Source organism: Mycobacterium sp., from assembly GCF_044370595.1.
Classification (GTDB): Bacteria; Actinomycetota; Actinomycetes; order Mycobacteriales; family Mycobacteriaceae; genus Mycobacterium.
On sequence record NZ_JBILVF010000103.1, the window covers coordinates 1 to 12,068 of the forward strand.

Consider the following 12,068-nt stretch of genomic DNA (forward strand, 5'->3'; position numbering starts at 1 on the left):
GGAGGCCAAGACCCGCGTCCTAGCGGGCTGGAAGGGCCACACCACCAACCTCACCTCTGGCAGATCGAGAAGGCCTTCCGGATGTCCAAGCACGACCTGCAAGCCCGCCCGATCTACCACCGCCTGCGCGATTCCATCGAAGCCCACCTGAGCATCGTGCTGGCCGCCATGGCCGTCAGCCACCACATCGAAACCCAAACCGGTTGGAGCATCAAGAAGTTCGTCCGCACCGCACGCTGCTATCGCACCATCACGATCCAAGCCGGCAAGCACGCCATCACCGCCGCCGACCCGCTACCCGATGACCTGCGGACCGCTCTGCTCAAAATCCGCGGCGACGGTGCGCACTAATTTGAGCCAAGTCGGGTCTGCCGGTGTGTGCTGTTAAGCTCGTCACGTAGCACCTCAATCGGGTGAACGAGTTATCAGCAGCCAGTAGTGTGCAATTCTGGGCGGCCTCTTAGGAGTTCCCTCGGACCGGGCCACATGAGGGCCCACTTCCGTTCAGCGATATCGAGACCATGTTCGTTGGCGGAGCCATTCCAACAAAAACGTTCCTCGTGGATATCGACAAACCCGATGGCAAGCAGTAGCGCGTAGGGTCGTGGCGAAAGAGAAGCGGCCACTCACCAAAAGAGAGGCTTTCTTGCACATGACGGGGAAGTCCCGCCGCGTCGAACACGACGGGTACAAGGGATTCAACGACCGGCGGATCGTCCGTGGAGCAGGGGAGTTTTTCGACATCAAGAGAGATTCTTAGACGTGTTTAGGCAGGTTATGTGCTGATCGGTTCGCATGTGCGCAGCGACAACCCCTTGCAGGGGGCGCTGGAGGACGAGGCCGACGCCGTTCAGTTCTTTCTCGGCGACCCGCAGAGTTGGAAGAAACCCCCGCCGCGCGAGGACGCCGACCTGCTGCGCCGCTCACCGATCCCGATCTACGTGCACGCCCCCTATCTGATCAATGTGGCCAGCGCCAACAACCGGGTGCGCATCCCGAGCCGCAAGATCCTGCAGGACACCTGCGACGCCGCGTCCGAGATCAACGCGACGGCGGTGATCGTGCACGGCGGGCACGCCGACGACAAGGACGTCGAGGCCGGAATCGACCGCTGGGCCAAGGCGATCGCCGCGCTGAAGACCGACATGCCGGTGTACCTGGAGAACACCGCCGGCGGTACGCACGCGATGGCCCGGCACTTCGACACCATCGCTAGGTTGTGGGATCGCATCGGTGACACCGGGATCGGCTTCTGCCTGGACACCTGCCACGCCTGGGCCGCCGGGGAGGAGTTGATCGACGCCGTCGAGCGGATCATGTCGATCACCGGGCGCATCGACCTACTGCACTGCAACGACTCTCGCGACGCGGCGGGTTCGGGCGCCGATCGGCACGCCAACTTCGGCAGCGGTCAGATCGACCCGCAATTGCTGGTCGCGGTGGTCCGCGCGGCGGGCGCGCCGGTGATCTGCGAGACCGCCGACGAGGGTCGCCGCAGCGACATCGCCTTCCTGCGGGAGAACCTCTAGGCTGTTACGTATCTTGTGCGACTGTCGGTGAAATGTAACACTGAGATATGCCCGACACCCACGTCGTCACCAACCAGGTCCCGCCGTTGCTCGACCACAACCCGGCCACCTCACCGGTGCTGATGGAGGCCCTCATCCGCGAGGGCGGCGGGTGGGGCGTCGACGAGGTCGCCGAACTGGGTGCCATCGCCGGTAGTGCCACCGCACAGCGCTGGGGTGACCTGGCCGACCGCAACCTGCCGATCCTGCACAGCCACGACCGCTACGGCCACCGGATCGACGAGATCGAGTATGACCCGGCATACCACGAACTCATGCGCACCGCGATCGCCCACGGCCTGCACGCGGCGCCCTGGGCCGATGGCCGCCCCGGCGCCCACGTGGTGCGCGCGGCCAAGATGAGCGTGTGGACTCCCGAACCCGGCCACGTCTGCCCGATCTCGATGACCTACGCCGTCGTCCCGGCGCTGCGGCACAACCCGGAACTGGCCGCGATCTATGAACCCCTGCTCACCAGCCGCGAGTACGACCCGGAACTGAAGATCCCGGCCACCAAGGTCGGCATCACCGCTGGCATGTCGATGACCGAGAAGCAGGGCGGCTCCGATGTGCGGGCGGGTACCACCCAGGCCGTCCCCAACGGGGACGGCAGTTACACCCTGACCGGCCACAAGTGGTTCACCTCCGCGGCGATGGGCGACATCTTCCTGGTGCTCGCCCAGGCCCCGGACGGGCTGAGCTGTTTCATGCTGCCCCGGATCCTGCCGGACGGGACCCGCAACCGGATGTTCATACAGCGACTGAAGGACAAGCTCGGCAACCACGCGAATGCCTCCAGCGAGATCGAGTACGACGGCGCCACCGCCTGGCTGGTGGGCGAGGAGGGCCGCGGGGTGCCGACCATCATCGAGATGGTCAACCTCACCCGGCTGGACTGCACGCTGGGCAGCGCCACCAGCATGCGCCAGGGGCTGATGCGGGCGATCCACCACGCCCAGCACCGGAAAGCGTTCGGCGCCTACCTCATTGACCAGCCGCTGATGCGCAACGTGATCGCGGACCTCGCCGTGGAGGCCGAGGCTGCCACCATCGTGGCCATGCGGATGGCCGGTGCGACCGATGCCGCGACCCGCGGCGACGAGCGCGAGACCCTGTTGCGCCGTATCGGTCTGGCGGCTTCAAAGTACTGGGTCTGCAAGCGGGCCACACCGCACGCCGGTGAGGCAATGGAATGCCTGGGCGGCAACGGCTACGCCGAGGAGTCCGGCATGCCCCGGTTGTACCGGGAGGCGCCGCTGATGGGCATCTGGGAAGGCTCCGGCAACGTCAGCGCGCTGGATACCCTGCGGGCCATGGCCACCCGGCCGGAATGCGTCGAGGTGCTCTTCGACGAGCTCTCCACCACCGCCGGCCAGGACGCCCGGCTTGACGGCCACGTCGAGGGTCTGCAGGCGAGTCTGGCTGATCTGGCGACCATCGAGTATCGGGCCCGCAAGGTCGCTGAGGACATCAGCCTGGCCCTGCAGGGTTCGCTGTTGGTGCGGCACGGCCACCCGGCGGTCGCCGATGCATTCCTGGCCACCCGGATGGCCGGTGACTGGGGTGGTGCGTTCGGCACCCTGCCGGCCGGGCTGGATCTGGCACCCATCATCGAACGCGCCCTGGTGAAGGGATGAGGCCCCGGCTCGCCCAAGCGCCGCGGGGGTCGTCATGGACCTGACCACGATGACCTACGAGGTCACCGATCGGGTCGCCCGGATCACCTTCAACCGCCCGGAGAGGGGCAATGCGATCGTCGCCGCCACCCCGGCGGAACTGGCGGCGTGCGTGGAGCGCGCCGACCTCGACCCGGCGGTGCACGTCATTGTGGTGTCCGGGCGCGGTGCGGGCTTCTGCGCCGGGTTCGACCTGTCCGCCTACGCGGAGGGGATGGCCGACGGTCCGTCGTTCGGATCGGACCGCACGGGGACGGTGCTCGACGGCCACACCCAGGCCAGAAACCACCTCCCGAACCAGCCGTGGGATCCGATGCTCGATTACCAGATGATGAGCCGGTTCATGCGCGGGTTCGCCAGCCTGATGCACGCCGACAAACCCACGGTGGTGAAGATTCACGGCTACTGCATCGCCGGTGGCACCGACATCGCCCTGCACGCTGACCAGGTGATCGCCGCCGCCGATGCCAAGATCGGCTATCCGCCGACCCGGGTATGGGGTATCCCGGCTGCCGGACTGTGGGCGCACCGCCTCGGCGATCAGCGGGCCAAACGCCTTCTGCTGACAGGGGATTGCATCACCGGGGCCCAGGCCGCCGACTGGGGCCTGGCGGTGGAAGCCCCGGATGCCGACGACCTCGACGAGCGCACCGAGCGGTTGGTGCAGCGAATCGCCGCCGTCCCGGTCAATCAACTCATCATGGCGAAACTGGCGCTCAACACCGCGCTCTACCAGCAGGGCGTGGTGACCAGCCGGATGGTCAGCACGGTGTTCGACGGCATCGCCCGGCACACTCCGGAGGGGCACGGATTTGTCGCCGAAGCCCGCGAGCACGGCTTCCGGGAAGCCGTCCGCCACCGCGACGAGCCGTTCGGCGACCACGGGCGAAAAGCCTCGGGGGTCTGAGATGCCCCGCATGACGGCCCGCTCGGTGGTCCTTTCGGTGCTGCTCGGCGCCCACCCGGCCTGGGCCACCGCGGCCGAACTGCTGCGCCTCAGCGCCGATTTCGACATCAAGGAGACCACGTTGCGGGTCGCGCTGACCCGCATGGTCACCGCCGGTGACCTGGTGCGCTCCGACGACGGCTATCGGCTCTCTGCCCGGCTGCTGGGCCGCCAACGCCGCCAGGACGCGGCCCTGAACCCGGTCACCCGCACCTGGGACGGTGACTGGCTGACCGTCGTGGTGACCTCGGTGGGAAACGACGCCCGCTCCCGCGCCGCACTGCGAACCACGCTGCTGCACAGCCGATTCGGGGAACTGCGCGAGGGGGTGTGGCTGCGTCCGGACAACCTGAACGAAGACCTGCCGGGGGAGGTGCTCGGCCGGGTGCGGGTGATGCACGCCCGTGACGAAGCGCCCGCCGACCTCGCGGCCGCGCTGTGGGACCTGCCCGGGTGGGCCAGCGAGGGAAGGCGGTTGCTGCGCGAAATGAATGGCGCCACAGACATTCCCGACCGCTTCATAGTGGCCGCGGCCATGGTCCGCCACCTGCTGACCGACCCGGTACTCCCCGCCGAACTGCTCCCGGTCCACTGGCCCGCCGATGAACTGCGCCAGGTCTATGCCGACTTCGCCTCGCTTCTGGCGGCGCGGCGCGACGGACTGGTGGGCGCCCGATTACAGGAGGCCCGATGAGTGTGAACGTGGTCCGTGACGGACCGGTGACGACTGTCATCCTCGACCGTCCGCACGCCAGAAACGCTGTCGACGGACCGACCGCGTCGGCTCTTTTCGACGCCTTCACCGAATTCGACCGCGACGAGACCGCCGCGGTGGCTGTTCTGTGGGGTGATCACGGAACCTTCTGCGCCGGAGCCGATCTCAAGGCCATCGGCACACCAAACTCCAACCCGATCCACCCGCCGCGGGGGGAACCCGATGTCGCAGACCGAGCGGCTTTGGCGCCGATGGGGCCTACCCGCATGGTCCTGTCCAAACCGGTGATCGCCGCCGTCAGCGGCTACGCCGTCGCCGGCGGGCTGGAGCTGGCGCTGTGGTGCGACCTGCGGGTCGTCGAGGAGGATGCGGTGTTCGGGGTGTTCTGCCGGCGCTGGGGGGTGCCGCTGATCGACGGCGGCACCGTGCGGCTGCCACGGCTGATCGGACACAGCCGCGCGATGGACATGATCCTCACCGGCCGGCCGGTGGACGCCGACGAGGCGCTGGCCATCGGGCTGGCCAACCGGGTGGTGCCGAAGGGCCAATCCCGCAGGGCCGCTGAGGAGCTGGCCGCCGAACTGGCCCGCCTGCCGCAGGGCTGCCTGCGCGCCGACCGGCTCTCGACGCTGCATCAGTGGGGACACTCGCAGGCGAGCGCGATGGTTTTCGAATTCGGCAGCTTGTCACGCGTGGCCGCCGAGACGATCCAGGGAGCCAGGCGCTTCGCCGACGGCGCCGGCCGGCACGGTGAACCGGTCTAACCCCGGTTCACTCGGTTTCCCACACCGGAGTCGTCGACCGCTGGCTGGCCGGCCTTGTAGGTCACCGAGTTGTTCAGGCCGACGACCGTCAGTTCTCCATCGACTCGCTCCAGAGTGATGGTGTTGTCCGCACCCGTCACGCTGACCGACGCACAGTCCCCGAACACCTTCAGGGTGTTGTTCGAGCCGCCCACGTTCAGCGACTTGCCCCGCCCGCAGTCGATGTCGGCGGAGGTGCCGAACGATCCGTAGGTGATCAGGTTGCCGACGGCGGTCCGCGTGCTGGGCTCGTCGTCCCCGGAGCCGCAGCCCGCCAGTGTCAGCGCCAGCATCGGCGTCACCGCGGCCAGCGCCGCGGCGGAGTGGTTCGGCAGGTACTTGGGCATCGTCTTTCTTCATACCCCCACCGGTCTAGAGTTTGTGGTCGGACGGTGCAGGATTGGCTCGGCTGATCGTCGCCGGGAGGAGGCGACATCGCATGACATCCCGAGCCAAGTCACCCAAGCTCAGCCGCGAGGCGATCGTCAACGCAGCCCTGACCTTCCTGGACCGTGAGGGCTGGGACGGCCTGACCATCAACGCCCTGGCCACGCAACTCGGTACCAAGGGGCCTTCGCTCTACAACCACGTCGACAGCCTTGAGGATCTGCGACGCACCGTGCGGATGCGGGTGATCGACGACATCCTGCAGATGCTGAACACGGTGGGAGCCGGACGCACCCGCGACGACGCGGTGATCGCCATGGCCAGCGCCTACCGCAGTTACGCCCACCACCATCCCGGTCGGTACTCCGCATTCACCCGGATGCCACTCGGGGGAGACGACCCGGAGTTCACCTCGGCCTCCCATGCGGCGGCCGCACCGGTGATCTCGGTGCTGTCTTCCTACGGCCTCGACGGCGAAGACGCTTTCTACGCCGCGTTGGAGTTCTGGGCCGCACTGCACGGTTTCGTGCTCCTGGAAATGACCGGGGTGATGGACGTCGGGATGGTGGCCGGGGAGGACCTCCGCGCCGTCAAAGTGGACACCGACGCGGTATTCACCGACATGGTGCGCCGACTGGCCACCGGGATGGCCCATCGAAACGGTTGACCCCCTGACCTGCGCTAAGGGCCGGCCCGGACGATTTTGGAGGCGGGTCCTCAGCCTGGTATCGTCAGGTCACGTGCCTGGCCGATATGGCGCATGCGGGGACGCACGCGCGCGCCGGGCCGATTCGCATGTCCAGTATGCATCGGTTTCTCACCGGTGCTCACTGCGTGCGACACACCCGGCCGCGGGGTACGCGACGGGGGTAAAACTGCAGTACAGAGACTTGAGGATGAGAGAAAGCCGGTAGATGCCAACCATTCAGCAGCTGGTCCGCAAGGGTCGCCGCGACAAGATCGCCAAGGTCAAGACCGCGGCCCTCAAGGGCAGCCCGCAGCGCCGCGGTGTGTGCACTCGCGTGTACACCACCACCCCGAAGAAGCCGAACTCGGCGCTTCGCAAGGTGGCGCGCGTCAAGCTGACCAGCCAGGTCGAGGTCACCGCCTACATCCCGGGTGAAGGCCATAACTTGCAGGAGCACTCGATGGTGCTGGTTCGCGGCGGTCGCGTGAAGGACCTGCCCGGTGTGCGCTACAAGATCATTCGCGGCTCGCTGGACACCCAGGGCGTGAAGAACCGCAAGCAGGCCCGCAGCCGTTACGGCGCGAAGAAGGAGAAGAGCTGATGCCACGCAAGGGGCCCGCTCCCAAGCGTCCGCTGGTCAACGACCCGGTATACGGCTCGCAGCTGGTGACGCAGCTGGTCAACAAGGTGCTGCTTGACGGCAAGAAGTCGCTGGCCGAGCGCATCGTCTACGGCGCCCTCGAGCAGGCCCGGGACAAAACCGGCACCGATCCCGTCGTCACCCTCAAGCGGGCGATGGACAACGTCAAGCCTGCTCTTGAGGTCCGCAGCCGCCGCGTCGGCGGTGCCACCTACCAGGTGCCCGTTGAGGTCCGTCCGGATCGCTCGACCACCCTCGCGCTGCGCTGGCTGGTCAGCTTCGCCAAGGCCCGCCGGGAGAAGACCATGGTCGAGCGGCTGGCCAACGAGATTCTCGATGCCAGCAACGGCCTCGGCGCCGCCGTCAAGCGACGCGAAGACACCCACAAGATGGCCGAGGCGAACCGGGCGTTCGCGCACTACCGCTGGTGACTCACCGCCCGCCGACGGCGGGCGCAACCGAAGACCGCAACAACACCGAAAGAGTTGGGAAGACCTGTGGCACTCGACGTGCTGACCGACCTGAAGAAGGTCCGCAACATCGGCATCATGGCGCACATCGACGCCGGCAAGACCACCACGACCGAGCGCATTCTCTTCTACACCGGTATCAGCTACAAGATCGGTGAGGTGCACGACGGCGCCGCCACCATGGACTGGATGGAGCAGGAGCAGGAGCGCGGCATCACCATCACGTCGGCGGCGACGACCTGCTTCTGGAACGACAACCAGATCAACATCATCGACACCCCGGGCCACGTCGACTTCACCGTGGAAGTTGAGCGGTCCCTGCGTGTTCTCGATGGTGCGGTCGCCGTCTTCGACGGCAAGGAAGGCGTCGAACCGCAGTCCGAGCAGGTGTGGCGTCAGGCCGACAAGTACGACGTGCCGCGCATCTGCTTCGTCAACAAGATGGACAAGATCGGCGCGGACTTCTACTTCTCGGTGCGCACGATGGAAGAGCGCCTGGGCGCCAACGTGATCCCGATCCAGCTCCCGATCGGCTCGGAGGGTGACTTCGAGGGTGTCGTGGACCTCGTCGAGATGAAGGCCAAGGTCTGGCGCGGCGAGACCAAGCTCGGTGAGAAGTATGACGTCGTCGACATCCCCGCCGACATGGTGGAGAGGGCCGCCGAGTATCGCACCAAGATGCTCGAAGCCGTCGCCGAGACTGACGAGGCGCTGCTGGAGAAGTACTTCGGTGGTGAGGAACTCACCGTCGAAGAGATCAAAGGCGCACTGCGCAAGCTGACCATCAACTCCGACGCCTACCCGGTGCTGTGCGGCAGCGCGTTCAAGAACAAGGGTGTACAGCCCATGCTCGACGCGGTGATCGACTACCTGCCCTCCCCGCTGGATGTGCCGCCGGCCGTCGGGCACGCCCCCGGCAAGGAGGATGTCGAGGTCGTCCGCAATCCTTCGGTCAACGAGCCGTTCTCCGGCCTGGCGTTCAAAGTCGCCACCCACCCGTTCTTCGGCAAGCTCACCTACGTGCGGGTGTACTCCGGCAAGGTCGACTCCGGCGCGCAGGTCATCAACTCCACCAAGGGCAAGAAGGAGCGGCTGGGCAAGCTGTTCCAGATGCACTCCAACAAGGAGAACCCGGTGGAGACGGCCAGTGCCGGCCACATCTACGCGGTGATCGGCCTGAAGGACACCACCACCGGCGACACCCTGTGCGACCCGAGCAACCAGGTTGTCCTGGAGTCGATGACCTTCCCGGATCCGGTCATCCAGGTCGCTATCGAGCCCAAGACCAAGAGTGACCAGGAGAAGCTGAGCCTGGCCATCCAGAAGCTCGCCGAGGAAGACCCGACCTTCAAGGTCAACCAGGACCACGAGACCGGCCAGACCATCATCGGCGGGATGGGCGAACTTCACCTCGACATCCTGGTCGACCGGATGCGTCGCGAGTTCAAGGTCGAGGCCAACGTCGGCAAGCCGCAGGTCGCCTACAAGGAGACCATCAAGCGCGCGGTCGACAAAGTGGAGTTCACCCACAAGAAGCAGACGGGTGGTTCCGGTCAGTTCGCGAAGGTCCTCATCGCCCTCGAGCCGTTCGTCGGCGAGGACGGCGCGACCTACGAGTTCGAGAACAAGGTCACCGGCGGACGCATCCCGCGTGAGTACATCCCGTCGGTGGATGCCGGCGCCCAGGACGCCATGCAGTACGGCGTGCTCGCGGGTTATCCGCTGGTCAACGTCAAGGTCATCCTGCTCGACGGCGCCTACCACGACGTCGACTCCTCGGAAATGGCCTTCAAGATTGCCGGTTCGCAGGCGTTGAAGAAGGCTGCCGCGCAAGCGCAGCCTGTCATCCTCGAACCGATCATGGCCGTCGAGGTCACCACACCCGAGGACTACATGGGTGACGTGATCGGCGACCTGAACTCCCGCCGTGGTCAGATCCAGGCCATGGAGGAGCGCAGCGGTGCACGCGTCGTCAGGGCGCTGGTACCTCTGTCGGAGATGTTCGGCTATGTCGGCGACCTACGGTCGAAGACCCAGGGCCGGGCGAACTACTCCATGGTTTTCGATTCGTACGCCGAAGTACCGGCGAACGTGTCGAAGGAGATCATCGCGAAGGCGACCGGCCAGTGAACGAAGTGAACGGCCCAAACGGGTCTGGCGCCTAAAGCGGTTGCTGGACAAGACAACTGAATAACAACCAACTGCTTAACCAAAGCACCAACAAGTCCAGGAGGACACAGAAGTGGCGAAGGCGAAGTTCGAGCGGACGAAGCCGCACGTCAACATCGGGACCATCGGTCACGTTGACCACGGCAAGACGACGCTGACCGCGGCTATCACCAAGGTTCTGCATGACAAGTTCCCCGATTTGAACGAGTCGCGTGCGTTCGACCAGATCGACAACGCGCCCGAGGAGCGTCAGCGCGGTATCACCATCAACATCTCCCACGTGGAGTACCAGACCGAGAAGCGCCACTACGCGCACGTCGACGCCCCCGGTCACGCTGACTACATCAAGAACATGATCACCGGTGCCGCCCAGATGGACGGCGCGATCCTGGTGGTCGCCGCCACCGACGGCCCGATGCCGCAGACCCGCGAGCACGTGCTGCTGGCCCGCCAGGTCGGCGTGCCCTACATCCTGGTCGCGCTGAACAAGTCCGACATGGTCGATGACGAGGAGCTCCTCGAGCTCGTCGAGCTGGAGGTCCGCGAATTGCTGGCCGCCCAGGAGTTCGACGAGGACGCCCCGGTGATCCGGGTGTCGGCGCTGAAGGCTCTCGAGGGCGACCCGAAGTGGGTCAAGAGTGTCGAGGATCTGATGGATGCGGTGGATGAGTCGATCCCGGATCCGGTTCGCGACACCGACAAGCCGTTCCTGATGCCCGTCGAGGACGTCTTCACGATCACCGGCCGCGGCACCGTGGTGACCGGTCGTGTCGAGCGTGGCGTGGTCAACGTCAACGAAGAGGTCGAGATCGTCGGCATCCGTCCCGGCGTCACCAAGACCACCGTCACCGGTGTCGAGATGTTCCGCAAGCTGCTCGACCAGGGTCAGGCCGGCGATAACGTCGGTCTGCTGGTCCGCGGCGTCAAGCGCGAGGACGTCGAGCGCGGTCAGGTCATCGTGAAGCCAGGCACAACCACGCCGCACACCGATTTCGAGGGCAGCGTCTACATCCTGTCTAAGGACGAGGGCGGCCGGCACACGCCGTTCTTCAACAACTACCGTCCGCAGTTCTACTTCCGCACCACCGACGTGACCGGTGTGGTCACGCTTCCGGAGGGTACGGAGATGGTCATGCCCGGCGACAACACCGACATCTCGGTGAAGCTGATCCAGCCCGTCGCCATGGACGAGGGTCTGCGTTTCGCGATCCGCGAGGGCGGCCGTACCGTCGGCGCTGGCCGGGTGACCAAGATCATCAAGTGATCACAAAGCAGGTCTGACCTGTGCGAAAGCGGCGTCCGTCGACCAGACGGGCGCCGCTTTCGGCTTCCGGCGGTGATAGGCTAGGCAGGTTCGCGCGACCCCTCGCTGGGTTGCATTCCATCAGGAGAGGGCATCATGCGCACTGGCGTCGAGGGGTCTCGGCGGGTGCGTCTGGCAGCCGCCTCGGCCTTGGTGGTCTCCCTGCTGGGCGGAGCGGTGGTGGTGTTGTTCTCCGACGAATCCACCCCGCCGCCGGCCGCGCTGAAGCCGGTGCCGTCGGCGCCGACCACGCAGCCGCGGGAAGCCCCGGCCGAATCTGACTCGTCGACAGGCATGGACTTCGGCCTCGGCGCGGAGCCGTCCGCTGCCGGGGTGGGCTCCGCGGACACCAGCGCGCTCGCGGGCCAGGGCGGCACCCTGCCCAATGGCGGCTCCGCGGTGCCCCTGCCGGCCGCACCTGCGCTTCCGGCCCTGCAACTGCCGTCGCTGCCCGAACTGCCTTCCGCCCCCACCATCGACTGGGCTGCTGCGCTTGCCCCCTACATCCAGAGCCAGGCCAACGCGACGGCCGCCAATCTGGCCGGGTCGATCACCGGCACGGCCGTCGGGTCGGGCGCTGGTGCGCTGAACTCCGCCGCGATTGCGCTGGGGGATCTGATCCTGTTCGCCGCCTACTCCAACAATGGCCAGGCGATGCTGTCGCAGTTGCCGAACGCCGTACCAGCCGCGCAATCCGCCGCAG

11 protein-coding genes and 2 pseudogenes are annotated in these 12,068 nt (G+C 66.5%); 12 read left to right on the top strand and 1 reads right to left on the bottom strand.

Features of this window, described 5'->3' with window-relative positions:
- From ADBZ5N_RS13115 to ADBZ5N_RS13140, 6 genes and pseudogenes are all read left to right on the top strand, one after another.
- Nucleotides 1–351 (top strand): annotated as a pseudogene (locus ADBZ5N_RS13115) (IS1634 family transposase); the annotation flags it as partial.
- Nucleotides 352–779: 428 nt separating this feature from the next.
- Entirely contained in the window at nucleotides 780–1,529 is a 750-nt protein-coding gene (locus ADBZ5N_RS13120; RefSeq protein WP_526257977.1) for a deoxyribonuclease IV, read from the top strand.
- Nucleotides 1,530–1,576: 47 nt separating this feature from the next.
- Nucleotides 1,577–3,205, top strand: coding sequence for an acyl-CoA dehydrogenase family protein (locus ADBZ5N_RS13125; RefSeq protein WP_526257979.1), 1,629 nt, complete (start codon nucleotides 1,577–1,579; stop codon nucleotides 3,203–3,205).
- A 34-nt stretch (nucleotides 3,206–3,239) separates the two neighbouring features.
- Nucleotides 3,240–4,151 (top strand): enoyl-CoA hydratase/isomerase family protein, encoded by a 912-nt coding sequence (locus ADBZ5N_RS13130; RefSeq protein ID WP_526257981.1) that lies wholly within the window; start codon nucleotides 3,240–3,242, stop codon nucleotides 4,149–4,151.
- A gap of 1 nt (nucleotide 4,152) precedes the next feature.
- A complete protein-coding gene (locus ADBZ5N_RS13135; protein ID WP_526257983.1) occupies nucleotides 4,153–4,884 on the top strand; it encodes a PaaX family transcriptional regulator C-terminal domain-containing protein in 732 nt (243 codons plus the stop codon).
- On the top strand, nucleotides 4,881–5,669 hold the full coding sequence (locus ADBZ5N_RS13140) for a crotonase/enoyl-CoA hydratase family protein (RefSeq protein ID WP_526257985.1): 789 nt from the start codon (nucleotides 4,881–4,883) through the stop codon (nucleotides 5,667–5,669). The genes ADBZ5N_RS13135 and ADBZ5N_RS13140 overlap by 4 nt, the downstream gene beginning before the upstream one ends.
- On the opposite strand, the gene ADBZ5N_RS13145 is transcribed toward ADBZ5N_RS13140, so the two are convergent.
- Complete coding sequence (locus tag ADBZ5N_RS13145; protein ID WP_526257987.1) at nucleotides 5,666–6,055, bottom strand: DUF3060 domain-containing protein; 390 nt, start codon at nucleotides 6,053–6,055, stop codon at nucleotides 5,666–5,668. The two genes, ADBZ5N_RS13140 and ADBZ5N_RS13145, sit on opposite strands and share 4 nt — an antisense overlap.
- A 92-nt stretch (nucleotides 6,056–6,147) precedes the next feature.
- Between ADBZ5N_RS13145 and ADBZ5N_RS13150 the strand changes: the two genes are divergently transcribed.
- The 6 genes and pseudogenes from ADBZ5N_RS13150 to ADBZ5N_RS13175 form a co-directional block, all read left to right on the top strand.
- The gene (locus tag ADBZ5N_RS13150; RefSeq protein ID WP_526257989.1) at nucleotides 6,148–6,762 is read left to right on the top strand and encodes a TetR/AcrR family transcriptional regulator; all 615 of its coding nucleotides are present in this window, start codon (nucleotides 6,148–6,150) and stop codon (nucleotides 6,760–6,762) included.
- 247 nt (nucleotides 6,763–7,009) lie between these two features.
- Nucleotides 7,010–7,384: a 30S ribosomal protein S12 gene (rpsL, locus tag ADBZ5N_RS13155; RefSeq protein WP_007167812.1), complete on the top strand. Its 375-nt coding sequence runs from the start codon at nucleotides 7,010–7,012 to the stop codon at nucleotides 7,382–7,384.
- Complete coding sequence (rpsG, locus tag ADBZ5N_RS13160) at nucleotides 7,384–7,854, top strand: 30S ribosomal protein S7 (RefSeq protein WP_526257991.1); 471 nt, start codon at nucleotides 7,384–7,386, stop codon at nucleotides 7,852–7,854. Before rpsL ends, rpsG begins: the two co-directional genes overlap by 1 nt.
- A 66-nt stretch (nucleotides 7,855–7,920) precedes the next feature.
- Nucleotides 7,921–10,023, top strand: coding sequence for an elongation factor G (fusA, locus tag ADBZ5N_RS13165; RefSeq protein ID WP_526257993.1), 2,103 nt, complete (start codon nucleotides 7,921–7,923; stop codon nucleotides 10,021–10,023).
- 112 nt (nucleotides 10,024–10,135) lie between these two features.
- A complete protein-coding gene (tuf, locus tag ADBZ5N_RS13170; RefSeq protein ID WP_526257995.1) occupies nucleotides 10,136–11,326 on the top strand; it encodes an elongation factor Tu in 1,191 nt (396 codons plus the stop codon).
- Nucleotides 11,327–11,461: 135 nt separating this feature from the next.
- A pseudogene (locus tag ADBZ5N_RS13175) lies at nucleotides 11,462–12,068 on the top strand (hypothetical protein); the annotation flags it as partial.

Coding starts and splice junctions, on each gene's coding strand:
- ADBZ5N_RS13140 (WP_526257985.1), top strand. CDS start 4,881: ATGAGTGTGAACGTGGTCCGTGACGGACCGGTGACGACTGTCATCCTC.
- ADBZ5N_RS13150 (WP_526257989.1), top strand. CDS start 6,148: ATGACATCCCGAGCCAAGTCACCCAAGCTCAGCCGCGAGGCGATCGTC.
- rpsG (WP_526257991.1), top strand. CDS start 7,384: ATGCCACGCAAGGGGCCCGCTCCCAAGCGTCCGCTGGTCAACGACCCG.
- ADBZ5N_RS13125 (WP_526257979.1), top strand. CDS start 1,577: ATGCCCGACACCCACGTCGTCACCAACCAGGTCCCGCCGTTGCTCGAC.
- ADBZ5N_RS13135 (WP_526257983.1), top strand. CDS start 4,153: ATGCCCCGCATGACGGCCCGCTCGGTGGTCCTTTCGGTGCTGCTCGGC.
- ADBZ5N_RS13130 (WP_526257981.1), top strand. CDS start 3,240: ATGGACCTGACCACGATGACCTACGAGGTCACCGATCGGGTCGCCCGG.
- rpsL (WP_007167812.1), top strand. CDS start 7,010: ATGCCAACCATTCAGCAGCTGGTCCGCAAGGGTCGCCGCGACAAGATC.
- ADBZ5N_RS13145 (WP_526257987.1), bottom strand. CDS start 6,055: ATGCCCAAGTACCTGCCGAACCACTCCGCCGCGGCGCTGGCCGCGGTG.